This is a genomic window from Actinomadura livida, from assembly GCF_014648675.1.
GTDB lineage: Bacteria > Actinomycetota > Actinomycetes > Streptosporangiales > Streptosporangiaceae > Spirillospora > Spirillospora livida.
Map to the genome: position 1 here is coordinate 442629 of NZ_BMRO01000003.1, position 14467 is coordinate 457095.

At 63.4% G+C, this 14467-nt stretch carries 17 protein-coding genes; 13 read left to right on the forward strand and 4 right to left on the reverse strand.

Annotation, left to right across the window (positions count from 1 at the left end; genetic code table 11):
* Nucleotides 1–31 precede the first annotated feature (31 nt).
* Nucleotides 32–1411: an amidase gene (locus tag IEZ03_RS08705; RefSeq protein ID WP_184886909.1), complete on the reverse strand. Its 1380-nt coding sequence runs from the start codon at nucleotides 1409–1411 to the stop codon at nucleotides 32–34.
* Between the two features lie 77 nt (nucleotides 1412–1488).
* On the opposite strand from IEZ03_RS08705, the gene IEZ03_RS08710 reads away from it, so the two are divergent.
* The 4 genes from IEZ03_RS08710 to IEZ03_RS08725 all read left to right on the forward strand — a co-directional run bounded on the left by IEZ03_RS08710 (nucleotide 1489) and on the right by IEZ03_RS08725 (nucleotide 4451).
* Nucleotides 1489–2049: a TetR/AcrR family transcriptional regulator gene (locus tag IEZ03_RS08710; RefSeq protein ID WP_184886911.1), complete on the forward strand. Its 561-nt coding sequence runs from the start codon at nucleotides 1489–1491 to the stop codon at nucleotides 2047–2049.
* Nucleotides 2050–2484: 435 nt separating this feature from the next.
* Complete coding sequence (locus IEZ03_RS08715; RefSeq protein ID WP_184886913.1) at nucleotides 2485–2679, forward strand: hypothetical protein; 195 nt, start codon at nucleotides 2485–2487, stop codon at nucleotides 2677–2679.
* The gene (locus tag IEZ03_RS08720; RefSeq protein ID WP_184886915.1) at nucleotides 2672–3280 is read left to right on the forward strand and encodes a DUF2637 domain-containing protein; all 609 of its coding nucleotides are present in this window, start codon (nucleotides 2672–2674) and stop codon (nucleotides 3278–3280) included. Before IEZ03_RS08715 ends, IEZ03_RS08720 begins: the two co-directional genes overlap by 8 nt.
* A 481-nt stretch (nucleotides 3281–3761) precedes the next feature.
* Nucleotides 3762–4451, forward strand: coding sequence for a hypothetical protein (locus IEZ03_RS08725; RefSeq protein WP_184886918.1), 690 nt, complete (start codon nucleotides 3762–3764; stop codon nucleotides 4449–4451).
* A 75-nt stretch (nucleotides 4452–4526) separates the two neighbouring features.
* Here IEZ03_RS08725 and IEZ03_RS08730 read toward each other — a convergent pair whose 3' ends face one another.
* Nucleotides 4527–5276 carry a DUF5919 domain-containing protein gene (locus tag IEZ03_RS08730; RefSeq protein ID WP_184886920.1) on the reverse strand — a complete coding sequence of 250 codons (750 nt, stop codon included), beginning with the start codon at nucleotides 5274–5276 and terminating at the stop codon, nucleotides 4527–4529.
* 170 nt (nucleotides 5277–5446) lie between these two features.
* Between IEZ03_RS08730 and IEZ03_RS08735 the strand changes: the two genes are divergently transcribed.
* The 4 genes from IEZ03_RS08735 (at nucleotide 5447) to IEZ03_RS08750 (ending at nucleotide 9865) form a co-directional block, all read left to right on the forward strand.
* A complete protein-coding gene (locus tag IEZ03_RS08735) occupies nucleotides 5447–5725 on the forward strand; it encodes a hypothetical protein (RefSeq protein ID WP_184886922.1) in 279 nt (92 codons plus the stop codon).
* 444 nt (nucleotides 5726–6169) lie between these two features.
* Entirely contained in the window at nucleotides 6170–6625 is a 456-nt protein-coding gene (locus IEZ03_RS08740; protein WP_184886924.1) for a GntR family transcriptional regulator, read from the forward strand.
* 49 nt (nucleotides 6626–6674) lie between these two features.
* A complete protein-coding gene (locus IEZ03_RS08745; protein WP_184886926.1) occupies nucleotides 6675–7238 on the forward strand; it encodes an HD domain-containing protein in 564 nt (187 codons plus the stop codon).
* Nucleotides 7239–7438: 200 nt separating this feature from the next.
* Nucleotides 7439–9865: a hypothetical protein gene (locus IEZ03_RS08750; RefSeq protein ID WP_184886927.1), complete on the forward strand. Its 2427-nt coding sequence runs from the start codon at nucleotides 7439–7441 to the stop codon at nucleotides 9863–9865.
* A 3-nt stretch (nucleotides 9866–9868) separates the two neighbouring features.
* Here IEZ03_RS08750 and IEZ03_RS08755 read toward each other — a convergent pair whose 3' ends face one another.
* Together IEZ03_RS08755 and IEZ03_RS08760 are read right to left on the reverse strand one after the other, a co-directional pair.
* On the reverse strand, nucleotides 9869–10345 hold the full coding sequence (locus IEZ03_RS08755; protein WP_184886929.1) for an NUDIX hydrolase: 477 nt from the start codon (nucleotides 10343–10345) through the stop codon (nucleotides 9869–9871).
* Between the two features lie 4 nt (nucleotides 10346–10349).
* On the reverse strand, nucleotides 10350–11093 hold the full coding sequence (locus tag IEZ03_RS08760) for an XRE family transcriptional regulator (protein ID WP_184886931.1): 744 nt from the start codon (nucleotides 11091–11093) through the stop codon (nucleotides 10350–10352).
* Nucleotides 11094–11272: 179 nt separating this feature from the next.
* Here IEZ03_RS08760 and IEZ03_RS08765 point away from each other — a divergent pair, with 179 nt between their 5' ends.
* The 5 genes from IEZ03_RS08765 (at nucleotide 11273) to IEZ03_RS08785 (ending at nucleotide 14347) form a co-directional block, all read left to right on the forward strand.
* A complete protein-coding gene (locus IEZ03_RS08765) occupies nucleotides 11273–11482 on the forward strand; it encodes a hypothetical protein (RefSeq protein ID WP_184886933.1) in 210 nt (69 codons plus the stop codon).
* A gap of 164 nt (nucleotides 11483–11646) precedes the next feature.
* Entirely contained in the window at nucleotides 11647–11835 is a 189-nt protein-coding gene (locus tag IEZ03_RS08770; protein WP_184886935.1) for a hypothetical protein, read from the forward strand.
* A gap of 30 nt (nucleotides 11836–11865) precedes the next feature.
* Nucleotides 11866–12210, forward strand: a complete 345-nt coding sequence (locus tag IEZ03_RS08775; RefSeq protein ID WP_184886937.1) for a hypothetical protein — start codon at nucleotides 11866–11868, stop codon at nucleotides 12208–12210.
* A gap of 59 nt (nucleotides 12211–12269) precedes the next feature.
* Nucleotides 12270–13997, forward strand: coding sequence for an FtsK/SpoIIIE domain-containing protein (locus IEZ03_RS08780; protein WP_229808150.1), 1728 nt, complete (start codon nucleotides 12270–12272; stop codon nucleotides 13995–13997).
* Between the two features lie 161 nt (nucleotides 13998–14158).
* Complete coding sequence (locus tag IEZ03_RS08785) at nucleotides 14159–14347, forward strand: helix-turn-helix domain-containing protein (protein WP_184886941.1); 189 nt, start codon at nucleotides 14159–14161, stop codon at nucleotides 14345–14347.
* Nucleotides 14348–14467: the final 120 nt, after the last annotated feature.

Consider the following 14467-nt stretch of genomic DNA (forward strand, 5'->3'; position numbering starts at 1 on the left):
GGACCCCCGGCACCGGCGACCCGTCGCGGGTCTATGGACGCCGCTCGACCCATCCTTCGACGGCTTCGAGCTGGGCGGCGAGGGAAATGAGCGTCCCCTCGTCGGAGTCGTGCCCGAGGAGCTGGGCCCCGATGGGCAGCCCGGCCTTCGTGAAGCCCGCGGGCACGTTCACGCCGGGCCATCCGAGGACGTTCCAGGTCCACGCGTAGGGGCACGCCGCGGCCACACCGGACTGCGTCTTCTGGTACCCGGCCCCGTCGAACGCCCCGATCCGCAACGGCGGCTGCGCCGTGGTCGGGGTCAGCACCACATCGGCCACCTGGAATATGCGGCCGATCTTCCTGCGCAGGTGGGGGTCCATCCTCTTGGCCAGCGGAAGCAGCCGCTTCCCGAGCACCCGGCCGATCTGGGCCTCGACCTCCGTCCGCCGCTCAGGCCGCGGATTGGGCATCGCGTCGAGCATGTCGGCCACCGCCGACGTGCCGCGCGGGATGAGCCCGAGCCCCACGAGCCCGTAGTCGGGATCGGCGGGAAACACCTTGTGCCCCAGGGCCGTGAGCCGCCTCGCGAGCCGCTCGACGGCCCCGCGGATCTCCGGGTCGAGTTTCCCGCTCACCCCGAAGGCCGTCCTGTAGGAGACGGCGATGCGCAGCCGGCCGGGCTCCCGCTTCGCGAACTCCGCGAACGGCGTGACCGGCGGATCGAGCTGATACGCGTCCTCGGGATGGCTGCCGGTCAGCACGTCCAGCAGCAAGGCGGCGTCCCCGACACTTCTGGCAAGGGGGCCCCAGACGGTGATCCCATTGAACGGGTCGGTGTTCGGATACCCGGAAACACGTCCCCGCTGGGGTTTGATGCCCACCAATCCGGTCCAGGCCGCCGGAATGCGGATCGACCCGGCCCCGTCGGACCCGACCGCCCCGGCGACCATTCCCGCCGCCACCGCGGCCGCCGACCCGCCCGACGAGCCGCCCGGCGTGTAGTCGGGGTTCCACGGGTTCCTGGCGATCCCGAACTCGGGCGATTCGCTGAAGGGCCACAACCCGAGCTCGCAGGTCGTGGTCTTGCCCACGACGATGGCTCCCGCGGCCCGCAGCTTGCGCACGACCTCCGCGTCCCGCGCCGCGGGGCGGTGATCCCCGGCCACGGCGAACGGCGTCGTCTCCCCCGCCACGTCCGTGTCGTCCTTGACCACGACCGGGACCCCGAGCAGCGGCAGCCGCTCCCCGTCCGCCAGCCGCTTGTCGGCCTCCAGCGCCTCCTGCGCCGCCGCGTCCCAGCGCACCACGCGGAACGCCCCGAGCGACTCCTGCCGGCGGATGGTCTCCAGGCAGTCCTCGACGAGCTCGCGGGCGGACACCTCCCCCTTCGCCAGCGCCTCCGCCTGCCCGGCCAGCCCGCCCAGCACCACGTCGCCTCCCAGAGGGGGTATCGTTCGTTCGAACGAACGATACAGAAAGAGTCGATCTTAGGGAAGACTGTGCAGCGATGAGCGCCCGCGACCAGATCCTCCAGGCCACCCTCCGCCTCATCGGCGAGCAGGGCATCGGCGCCGTGACCAACCGGGCCGTCGCACGCGCGGCCGGCGTGTCCCTCGGCTCGCTGACCTACCACTTCCCGAGCCAGGAGGACCTGCTCCGCGAGGCCCTGCAGAGGTTCGTGGACGAGGAGATCTCCCGCATCACCGCCTACGTCACCGCCCTCGCCGACTCGGGGATGGCCCCCTTCGACGCGGCCGACGCGGTCGAGAAGGCCGTGGTCGACTTCGCGTACGGCCCCGAGCAGATAGCCAACCTCGAACTCCACCTGCACGCCGCCCGCGACCCGGCCCTCCGCGAGACCTCGGCCCGCTCCGTCGAGGCCTACGACCGCCTGGCCGCCGCCGTCCTCGCCGCCCTCGGCATCCCGGACGCCGAACGCCACGCCCCCACGATCGTCGCGATGCTCTACGGCCTCGCCGTCCGCCGCCTCGCCACCGGCGACACCGCCGCCACCGGCACGGCCGACGCCTTCCGCCTGCTCCTCCTGGGCGCCCTCCCCCGGACCTGAAAAAGGCTTCTGGCCCGCACGGCCCCAGAGCGGGGTTACGGGGCCGTGCGGGCCAGAAACCTGTCTCAATCAGGAACCTCAGTCGGAACCTCAGCCGACGTTCGCTCTGCTCTCCGCCTGTGCACCTCCGCCGTGTCTTAGATCTGACACCCGCAACGCTATGGCCCCCCACCCCCCGGCAGAACGCCCTTAAGCCTCACTTAGGGAACCCCTGAGCAAGGCTTATTCAGGGCCCGTCCGAAGCCGTCCGGGGACGTCGTGAAGAGAGCCACTCACCTGCGAACACAAGGGAAGGGGACCAGGGGAACCGTCCGGCACAGTCGATCAGAGTCGGATTAACCCGACCTGAGTTGGCTCCCGGCTCTGGCTCCCCTGGCTCCTCCCTCTCAGCAGGGAGGAGGGGTCTCCATGGCCCTCGAAATCACCGAAACAGCAATGACCGCGACCGTAAACGGCGAGGTCATCGCCACCGGCACACGCGTAGGGAACGCCTGGCACGTCACGACATGGCCGCGCCCACTCGACCGGAACTCCGCGATCACGGCCCTCTCACTCGCCGAACGCGTCATCACCCACGGCGAGGACGACCCATGCGTGAACGAGTGGCGCAAGGAGCTGGCCCGTGACTGACCGCCTCATCCGGATCACGACCGCGCTCGCCGTGGTGGCGGTAGCCGCCGTAGCAGCCGTCATCTCATACCGCCACGCCTACGAACTAGTCCACGCCCACGGCGAGACCGGCCCAACGGCGCGCCTCGTCCCCTTCACGGTGGACGGCCTCATCTGGGCCGCATCCATGGTGATCCTGGACGCAAGCCGCCGGCAGCAACCCGCACCACCCTTGGCCAAGTGGAGCCTCGCCGTGGGCATCGTGGCGACGGTAGGCGCCAACGTGGCGCACGGCGCCTCCCACGGCGTCATCGGCGCCCTCGTCAGTGCATGGCCCGCACTCGCCCTCGTCGGCGCTTTCGAGCTACTGATGACGCTCACTCGCAACACGTCACGCTCTGACCTCGTCCAGGACGAAGCGTCCACCGAAGCGGCCCAACCCGCACCACCGCGCACCGAAGTGGAGCAGACACCGGAACAAGCCGTGCTGGACGAGTACCGAGCAAGCCTCAACGGCCCGGGACGTCCGCTGTCTCAGCGCTACCTCGCCGAGAAGCACAGCATCGACCGGCGCAAGGTCAAGCAGATCATCACCAACGCGGAGCAATCCGCCCCAGCGTGAAGACGAAGCCTCAGTCACGCCCCACTCTGGGCGCGGCTGGGGCTTCTGCGTGCCGCAAGCAACCCTCCGGGCGAGGGGTCATAATGACGCTCTGGAGTCAAGCTAGTTTGGGAACAAGCATGAGTGAGCGCTCCCCTGTGTCCACTCCTGGCCGAGTTCCTGACATTCCACAGAAGCTAATCCCACACTTCTAGTTAATATATATCGACTACGGCCACCTCAGAGAGGATGGGAAATCGTGAATCCACGACGACCTCGCCGCCCCGTCCGACACCACAGCCACCCACCGTCACAGCGGAATAGATTACTCGCATGGGGCGGGGCGAGCCTTGCAGCCGCCGCTACAGCCGTTATTGTCACTGCCGCTACTGGCGGGTTTAGCGCAATAACCAAGAAGGTTACCGAGCCATCACAACCCTTACAAGTCACCGCCACTACCGACCGGATTAGCCTATCCGTGGTATTTCCAGGCTTGTACACGATGCCCGAAGAGATGCAGATTGCCGTCAGTGGACCAAAAGTCGAGGACCTCAGGAAACAGTGGCTCACGGCCGGCGCATCGCACTTCGACGAGGCGGGTTTAAATATTGCCGTCAGACTACTAAATCGCGGTCAGCGAAGGGTGCGAATCATCGGACTTGAGGTGGTGGAGCTAGTTCAAAAACCGCCACTGAACGGAACGCTGCTGCATCTACCCGGACAAGGTGGAGCCGATGTATTTCGAATCGCCTTCAACCTTGATGAGGCTAGGCCCATCCCCCGGGAGGTGGACGGAAAGGGCAACGTTCAAGGGCCATTCTTTCAACATCAAGAACTTGAATTGAACAAAGACGACAGGGATACGATCTGGGTGCCGGTAGCGGTGAGCCGGTATTCGGTGAAGTTCCGACTCAGGCTTAGCTACTTTGTTGGCGATGACGCCAAGCCTCAGACCATGACACTCGATGATGCAGGCCGCCCGTTCGCACTAACTGCGGTTAACTGCCCTAGAGGCGTGCGAACCTACCGACGGATCTACACGAGCCTGACACCTGACTGGGGCAACTTTCAAGGCCGACTGTCACAAGTGCCCAACCCGGCCGAATATTGGACGCCAGTACGAGATAATCTCGATCGCTGTCCACTGGACTTCGCTTCCAAGATCAAGCAGATAGCCCAGCTCACTGGATAGGGCATGATCTCAATCTAAGCCATTTGGAAGACCTGCAAGAGTTATATACAAAGCCCCAATACCAAGCTTCCAAGATTAGTCCATGGGCTGCAGCCTATCCATCGGAAATGCACCAGACCATGCGCGCTCAAAGCTTTCGATGTAGGTACTCGCCATGTCGCCATCCTCTCTCCTCCGCAAGTGCAGGACGGGGGCACGGGACGCAGCGATTCCGTAGGCGTGCGGGTTGATCAGTAGATCGTCATCGGCGCGGTAGATGGAGTTGTAGAGGACGGTGTCATGTAGACGGATACCGACGCCGTCCACGTCCCGCAAGACTCGGTAGTGGACGAGGGCGTTGCGAATCTTTGCGGCCATGGATCCGCCTACGCCCTCGTCGCTGCCGCGCTGAGCGACGCAGGTCCCGTCCGGGTCGCCGAGGAGGATCCGCACGGCGACGCCGTTACGCGCCCGTTCGGCGAGGGCGCGCATGATGCCGGTGTCCTCGGCGAGGAAGAGTCCCGCGTAGGCCAGGATGCCGATCTCGTCCCGCGCGCCCTTGAAGAGCTGTTGCCAGACCGGACGAGGGACGGCCCACCGGTGCGGATAGGTCGCCAGTATGTCGATCCCCGATGACTCTGCCTGGACGTTGGCCACCGCGAGTTGCGGCCACAAGTCCGCCTCGTCGCGCCCGACCAGTGACGCGACCCTCGTCCGGTTGCGCGGGTAGGGCACCCGTCCGGCGACCCATCGGTGAACGGTCTTGGGATCCACGCCCAACCGGGCCGCAACGCCGGCTTCAGTCAGACACGCATCGGCAAGGGCACGCCGCAACAAGTCGTTCACCGGACCTCCCGCGGATTCAAGTGAGAACGACGCACAACCGACGCTAACAGAAGACGTCCCTAGACGTCCCTAGATGCCGATGGAGAGGTCCCAACCCGGACGGAAGGCTCAAGACACACGGCGAAGACACCACATCGCCCCAAGACCCGCACGCAAGCCAAGGAGTCACCATGTCCACCGAATGGCCCAACCAGGCCGCCTCGAACCCGTACGAGACCGACGCACGCGCGGCAGACGAGACGCTCGCCCAGTTGCGCCGGGACTTCACCGGTCACCGGATCTGGCGCGCCGTGCGTTGGGACGGACGTCTCGGGGACTGGGTGGCGAGTTTGCACGACCCACAAGCCGGTGTGGACCTCACGGTGATCCGATCCGACCCCGCCGCGCTACGCGAGGCGCTCGTCAACGAGGCGGAGCGCGCCCGGGTCGCGCGTGTGGAGACCTGGTGATGGCGCGGTACCGATTCCTGCAGCCGTCACCAGAGGAGGCCGCGAGGGAGAGCGCGGCCTCACAGGGTGGGGCGGAGGTGGCGCGGTCGGTGTGGCTTCCCCTATATGCACCGCCTGCGCTCCCTCTGCCCACCTACAGCGGCCCATGGCGCGCACGCTGGCACCTCACCCGTCTCTCCCTGGTGATGCGTCGAAAGGGTTGGAAGACCGAACTCCGCATCACCGGGCCACGCCGTCTCCTGCGCATTTACGCCAAATGCACCCCGACCGTCGGCGAGAGTGTGTCCGTGGCATGGGGAAACGGCGCCTGGTGGTACCAGTCCAGCACCGGCCTGTGGCTCACGTCCTGCCGAGAGGTCGAACTAGCCGCTGACAAGCTGGCCATCCTGCTCACACCTTGGGTCGCAGCAGCATTCGACCTACTCAGGGACGAGCAACGTTGACATGACCCGCCGCACGGCATGGGGCACCTACACGCGCATTACCGCTGCGCTACGCCAACGCATCACCGATGGCACCTACGCCACCGGCTCCTGCCTACCGAGCGAGGCCGCCCTCTGCGCCGAGTTCGGCGTTGCCCGCACCACCGTGCGGCGGGCCCTGTCCACCTTGCAGGACGAGGCCCTTATCACCGTCCGCCCTGGAGTAGGACGCTGCGTCCAGGATGATGCCGCCCAACCACGCACTCGTTCCGAGCACATCGCCGCGAACCTGCGCCACCAGATCGAGACCGGACGCTTCCAACCGGGCGACCCACTACCGAGTGAGGCCCAACTCTCCCGACGCTACGGCGTATCCCGCTCCACAGCCCGTACAGCTCTCAAGGCCCTCGAAGCCGCCGGCCTGGTCACCTGTGTCCACGGCAAAGGACGCTACGTCCGCCAAGACGTCCCCAGATGAGCCACACACGCCCGTGGACGTCCACCCACGCCGCCGTAGCGTCGAACCCATGAACAAGAACACCGCAGCATGGGCACGCGACCTCGTACGCAAGCACCTAGAGACCTCGCTCCCCCGCCGCTGGGCACACACCCAAGGCGTAGCCCGCCAAGCCCGGACCCTCGCCCCCATCCTCGGCGACCATGCCGACCTACTAGAAGCCGCCGCATGGCTCCACGACATCGGCTACGCCCCCGAACTCGCAGAGACCGGCTTCCATCCTCTAGACGGCGCCCGCTACCTCCGGGAAACTCACCAGGCTGACGAGCACCTTTGTCGCCTCGTAGCCCACCACTCGTGCGCCCTCATCGAGGCCAGCGAACGAGGCCTAGCCAAGGTGCTCGCTCTGGAGTTTCACGCTGCTCCACCACCCATGAGCGATTTCCTCATCTACTGCGACATGACGACGAGTCCTGACGGCCACTGCATACAAGTAGGCAGCCGCCTGTCAGAGATTCGCGACCGTTACGGCTCCAATCACATAGTCACCAAGTTCGTCCGGACTGCTGAGCCTCATCTCACGGACGCAGTACACAGGATCCAGCAGATGCATCGCACGTTTAGTGCGACCTAGGAAGAGCAGCCACATCATGAACCAGACAAACGCCCCTTCTACCTCAAAGGGGTACATGTCCACATCGCACCATGGCCACTCTGTGCCACATGATCTAAACTTCTCAGGTGGTCCTTGCAGCCGCACCTGTCAGCGGCGAGACTGAGCAGAGTTCGGCGCGGGTTCCGTCCGCGCCGGGAAGCGCAGCACGGAGGCCGGACGTGGACCCTTATGCATCCGGGTTGCATAACTTGGAAATCTTGAAAGACGCACATCCAAGTCCTACGAATAGCAACGAAGCGACCACGCGTCTCCGCCTTATCGATCGGCTCATTCTGGACTGCTTGGGGTGGAATCCCGAGGATCTCGTCCTGGAGGAGCACCACGACGGAGAATATGTTGACTATGCAATCGGCACACGCGCCAAATCCTTAATAGTTGAAGCCAAGAAGGAAGGTATTCATTTCACTCTACCGCCAGGCGTAGCGGGCAGAAGGCAAGTCGAAATAGAAACGCTTCTGACTACAACGGACACGAGCAAGGCAATACAACAAGTGCTCGGCTACTGCCAAAAGCGTGGTGTTCCTATTGCGGTCCTCGCGAATGGCCATCAGCTCATTGCATTCTTTGCCTCACGACAGGATGGCGTACCACCATTAAAGGGAAGGGCACTTATCTTCTCTTCTATACAAGAGATGTGCGAAGACTTCTCTATACTGTGGAGCCACCTCTCCAAAGAAGGCATAGCTACGCGCAATCTCCAGCGAGCCCTTCTCGGCAAGAATCCAATTGCACTTTCCCCTGAAAAACTGTCTGACAGAATCCCTGGCTATCCGGGTTTCAGGCCCCGAACACAGCTAGAAACAGATCTCAAGATCATTGGCGGTCTCTTCATCCAAGACCTCGAAGATGAGGAAGAGGTAGAAGATCAGTTTCTTGAGGAGTGCTACTGCAGCAGTGGGGCACTTTCCCAGTATGCCCTAGTAAGCAAAGAGATACTTAGGGCCAGATATGCATCAGTAAAGCGAGAGCATCCTGGCCAAGTGGAATCTGCGTATACCAAAAAGGGAGTGAATCCAGCATTAACTACGCACGCAATGAGTCAAGCCTTAAGCCGACGTCCCATTGTGATTCTCGGCGATGTCGGCGTTGGCAAGACGATCTTCCTTAGGCATCTGATCCGAATCGACGCAAAAGACATTCTCGCAGGTTCGCTGGTGCTTTATGTGGATTTTGGGCGTGAGCCTGCACTGGCATCCAATTTGGAAGACTTCGTTGCAAAACGCCTGAGCGATCAACTACGTGACACATATAACATCAACATTCGGGAACGCAACTTCGTAAGGGCAGTTTATAACCGCGATATAAATCAATTCAAGCAAGAGCCTGCTGGCTATCTCGAAGAGGACGATCCTGCCGAATTCAGGCGCCGAGAACTCGCTATGTTGGAGGCTCGCGTCAATGATGGTCCAGCACACCTGCGACGGTCACTTGAACACATACGAGGGACATCGAAACGTTCGCCTCTCGTAATTCTAGACAACATCGATCAACGGCCAAAAGACTTCCAAGAGCGAGTCTTCCTAATTGGTCAATCGTTAGCAGAGACCTGGCCTGGAACCGTCTTTATATCACTAAGGCCATCTACCTTCTTTGAATCACGGAGTAGTGGCTCGCTGGCGGCCTATCAGCCCCGCATGTTCACGATCGCACCGGCTCGGACCGAACAAGTTATCTTGAAGCGGCTGATTTTTGCACGCGCCAAAGTGGAAGAGGCCAGAGAAGGCGACGTTTTCCCCCATGGGCTGTCTATCGATTCATCAGACTTGTCCGCATATATGGACGTGCTCATCAAGGCCTTTGAGAGCAACGATGATTTGAAAGTTCTGATTGATAACCTTAGTGGAGGGAATCTGCGGACCGCCCTTATGTTTCTATATGCATTCATAGGTAGCGGTTACGTATCAACCCAACGGGTCCTTGAAGTGGCCGAGAGGGGCGGCTTGTATTCGGTTCCGATGCACGAATTTCTTCGTGCGATAATATTCGGCGACCATGAGCACTTTCAACCAAGCGCATCCGCAATATGCAATTTGTTTGACATTAGCGAGAACGATGGACGGGAACACTTTCTCCTTCCCAATATTCTCGCTCATGTCCAGCGACTAGGGGAGTCCGCTGGACGAGACGGCTTCGTTCCCATTGATGAAGTTTACGACTTCACGCAAGGACTCGGCTTTTCTCAGGAGCAAACGGGAAATCAACTTCAGCGCGGGCTGGCAAAGCGACTCCTTGAATCAAGTAGCGGGGAAAGCGCCAGCGCACCTTGCCGAGTTACTACGAACGGAAGCTACACGTATCGTAGCCTCGTCCAGCGGTTTGTATATATTGACGCAATGATCGTTGACACGCCGATTGTGGATGCTGGCTTCCGTAGAAGAATTCAAGATGCGACATCGATCTTCGACCGCCTCGATCGAGCATGCATATTCAAGGAATACCTTGATAGCGAATGGGCGCGTTTCGAAGCAGGCGCCACTGATTTGAGCTTCCGATGGGATCTGACGTCTGAGGCGCTAGATAGGGATCTAAGCGATGCTCGTTACAGGGCCGAGAGAGCTCGCTCTAAACGAGAAAGCCATGAATAGAGTCTATTTAACGTAGGCATGTCCGTTAAATAGATTCCAATCAGCAACCCGCTTCCTCATGGATTGGTCGATCTGCAGATTCCGAATGCGGTTTCTATCCATCCAAGTCGTATCTGAACTTTCTTCGCTTGCGCGCACTCCGCCACCCACGGGGATTGCAGCTAGCAGGATCGAAAACTCTTGGCGTACTTCGTTGTTGCTGGTGTAGTGGATTACGTGTCTTGGGTCGCTGTAGATTCCTACTAGGCCGGTGACCTCTATGTCTATGCCGGTTTCTTCTTTGGTTTCGCGGATGGCGGCTTGGGTTACGGATTCGCCTAGGTCGATGGCGCCGCCTGGTAGGGCCCAGTTGTCGTTGTCGGTGCGGCGGATCATGAGTATCTCGCCCTTGTCGTTCTCTACGACGACGTTGACGGATGGAACGAGGCTGTTGGCCTTGGGGGCGTTGGGGTCGTCGTAGTAGTCGATTCTGCGGCCCATGGGATCAGTCCCCCGGTATGGGTGTTGCGCCTTCCCAGACGCGTTCGAAGCTTTCTAGGTAGGTGTTGACCAGGTCTCCGCCGGCTATGCGGCGGAGGTGCCACACGGGGGCGTGTGGGGCCGTGACGCCGTAGACGTGGGTGTTGATGAGGAGCTGGTCGTCTGCGCGGTAGATGGAGTTGTAGAGGACCGTGCGGTGAAGGCGGAACTCTACGCCGTCTTGTTTGCGCAGGTTCTTGTAGAGGACGAGCGCGTTGCGGATCTTTGCGGCCATGGCCTCGTCAACTCCCTCGTCCAATCCGCGCTCGGCTACCTGGGGGCTGTCGGGGTCGCCAAGGAGGATGCGAACGCGTACGCCAGCCGTGGCCTTGTCCACGAAGGTGCGTTGGATTCCGGAGTCTTCGGAGAGGAAGAGGCCGGAGTAGACCAGGACGCCTATCTCTTCCTTGGCCGACGCGAAAAGACGTCCCCATGCGTCCCTCGGAACAGACGTGCGGTGCGGGTAGAGCGTCACTAGTTCGCTTGTGGACGCTGCGGTGACTTGCTCGTTGGAAAGGGCGTCCGGCCAGAGGAACGTCTCGTCCACGCCCAGACGCGAAGCCACTGCGTAACGGTGCCGCCGGTATGGGGTGCGGTCTTTGGTGATCCAGCGTTCTACTGTCTTGGGGTCCACGTCGATCGACTCGGCGAGCGTGGCGATAGTCAGCCCCTGCTCTAGAAGAGCGGCGCGTAGGCGTTCGTTCGGCATGCACCCGTCCGGGATCCGGGACGTCCTGGGACGCGAACAACCCTATGAGGACGTCATGAACACGTCCAGTCATGTAGTGATCTCGTCCCCCAGGTCAAGCGCATTCTCTTTCTCGTAAGTCACCGACCGCCCGAAACCGCCCCCGCCGGATACGGGCCTTACGAGAGGAGTGATCGCACATGATCCTCGTCCTGGCATCGATCATCGCCGTCTTCCTCGCCGGGTCCTCCTGCGGCATCTTCGCCATGCTCGTCATCGGCATCCATGCCGAGGAGCGGCGGGCCGCGCGGGGGCGTACCGAGTCGTCCCGCTGTGGCGCGGCCTCCCGCCGCCTGCTCAGCACCCGGACGGGGGACGATCTTCCCCACCGCGTTCCGGCGGGGCGGTGAGGATGCAGCGCATGCCTCGCGTCATCACCGGCCACGCCTGCGTGTGCGGCGCGCGTGTCGAGCACGGTAACCGGCGGTGCCGCAAGTGCCGCGCCCGCGCCCGATGGCTCCGGCGGGGGCGCGGCTCTCGCTACCCGGACCTGTGGCTGTGAGGAGGTGATCCCGTGGACGTCTCGGTTCCCCTGGTGGTGATCCTGGGCGCGGTGGTGTGGGTCGCGTGGCGGTACATGGGGCTTCGTGGCTGGCACATCGCGGTGTGTCTGCTGTTCGGGTTCTTCCTCGCCGCTACCAGTGCCGCGCCGGAGATTCGCCGGCTGGTGTCGGTCCTGGTCCAAACGGCTTCGCAGCACTGACGTCCCCTGACCGAAGGGAGGGATGCCCTGGTGCCTGATACGCCGCCGCACGTCAAGGTCAACGTTCAGGAGGTCCGTACGCGCAACCTCGCCGCGCGTGAAATCGTCGCCAATCTGTCCGCCGCGATGCCGTCCATCGAGGACTTGTGGCTCCGCCTGTACGCCGCACTCGCCGATGTCCCCACACTCGTCTCAGAAATCACCCGGCTTGCGGCTGTTCTGGCCAAGGTGCGGCGGGACCGCGCGAACCTGGTGGCCGCTGGACGCGCCACCCTCAAAGCCGACCGTGACGCCGAACCCGATCCGCTCTACTACCTGCGCGACGAGCTTCGCGCGCAAGGGCACCTTCCCCCGGACGCTTGGGGGCGCTCATGAGCCGGACGCGTCAGATGCGGCGGCACGCCCACAAGATGCGCCGCAACGGCCTTCAGCCCATGGTGATCATCGACCGTGACGACCAGTTCCCGGACGTGGCCGCTGTGCTCGTCGCGCGGGCCATGTGGCGCTACCGCTCCGAGCTGGCACCGGTCTACCTGGTCGCCGTCCTCGCCGTCTCGGGGGCGGTCTTGCACCTCACGCACCCGGAATGGTGGCCGTGGCTGCTGTGCCTCGCAACGGCGGTTGCGTGGGCGCTCGCCATGTTCGGGGAACGGGTCGGCCTCGTCCGTCGAATCGAGCGGCTCTATGCCGCTACCGTCACCATGGCCGGTGGTGGGTGGCTGTCTGCCGCTACCGCACTGGGCGCGACGTTCCGGCCGCTCCCCCTGTTGCTCGTCGGTGGTGGGTTCGTGCTCGCCGTTCCGTGGTGGGTGCACCGGAGAAGGCGCGCCAGGGTGCGCGTCGATCGGCAGCTAGCCGCGTGGCCGGAAATCGCGCAATCGGTCGGCCTCGCCGGTTCACGCGCGCAATCCGCGGTAGTGGACGTGTGGGGATGGCGCGCACGCTTCGCCCTGGCACGCGGCCAGACCATCCAGGACGTCATCGGCAAGGTTCCCGCGATCGAGTCGGCGCTTGGGACGTTCCGGGGCGCTGTGCGGGTCGCTCCGACGCGCGACGACAAAGCCAACCGGTTCGAACTCCAGGTCTTGGACACCGACCCGCACGCCGACGCGATCCCATGGCCCGGACCGTCTGCCTCGTCCATTACCGAGCCGATCGACCTGGGCCCTTTCGAGGACGCCACCGGCGCGCGTGTTCTGCTGCTGCGCCGACACGGCCTCATCGGAGGCGTGGCGGGCTCCGGGAAGAGCGGCGGAATCAATGTCCTGATGGGCAATCTCAGCGCATGCCAGGACGTGGTCATCTGGGCCAGCGACCTCAAGCGCGGGATGGAATTGCAGCCCTGGGCCTCCTGTATCGATCGCCTCGCCACCACTCCGGAGCAAGCCCGCGCCATGCTGCGCGACGCCGTCACCGTCCTTGAGGCGCGCGCCGAATGGCTCACGGCAAGCGGACGGCGTGTGTGGGACCCGACCCCGAAATTCCCTGCGCTGGTCATCGTCGTGGACGAGTACGCCGAACTCGCCGACGATGCGCCCGACGCCGCCGGCGACACGGACTCAATCGCGCGACGAGGGCGAGCAGTTGCCGTGACCCTCATTGCGGCCACTCAGCGGCCCACACAGAAGGCCATGGGCAAGGGCGCCGTTCGTTCTCAGATGGACGTCCGTGTGAGCTTCCGCGTCCGGGAACGCAAGGACGTCGATCTCATCCTCGGGCAAGGCATGCTCAACGCCGGATGGCACGCCCACACCCTCAACGCCCCCGGCAAGTTCCTACTCTCCGCACCCGAACACGACACACCCCGACGAGGCCGCGCCTACCTGCTCACCGATGCCACTGTGGCAGATACAGCAGAGCGGCACGCCGCGATGCGTCCGGCGCTGGACGAGGTCTCTCAGCGCGCCCTAAACGAGGCGCGAATGGCACCCGTCGATGAGCCGACCGTCCCCGTCACACCGTCCCGTGACGACCGTGCCGAGACGGCGTTGAGAGAGGCCCTAAAGGGGGCGCCGGACGAGGGGCTTCCGATCGCACACCTCATGATGCTCACACAACTCAGCCGACCGACCCTCTACCGGCGCCTCGCCGAGGCGATGAAGACCGGCCACGCCGTCCAAGTCGGACGAGGCCGCTACAAGGCGTCCGATCACGCCCAGTAGTCGTCTCACCGTCTCATCTCACGCGCGTGCGCCTCCACGTAAGGGCGGCCGAGACGTCCGTGAGACGAGACGGAGACGAGCACCCAACGCAACCGAGGAGATGCTCAGCGACCCACATCGCGCACAGGCCCGGACCACCGGGCGAGAGGAGGTGGTGTCCCGTGCAGGCGTACACCGTCGAGCAAGTGGCCGAGATCCTCAGCATCGGACGGGACAAGGTCTACTTCCTGATCCGCACCGGCCAACTCCGCAGCATCAAAATCGGCAAGCTGCGCCGCATCACTGACCGGCACCTCGCCGAGTTCGTCACCTCCCTTGAAGAGCCCTCCCTCGAAGAGGCCGAGCGCTGACACCCGCGAGGGAGGTCCGTCCGGACGCCTTCGTCCGCAAACGGACCTCCCAACCTAGGGACGTCTTGGGACGTCTTGAGTTATGGTCGGTGGTGACCTCGCCAGACACGAGGAGGGATC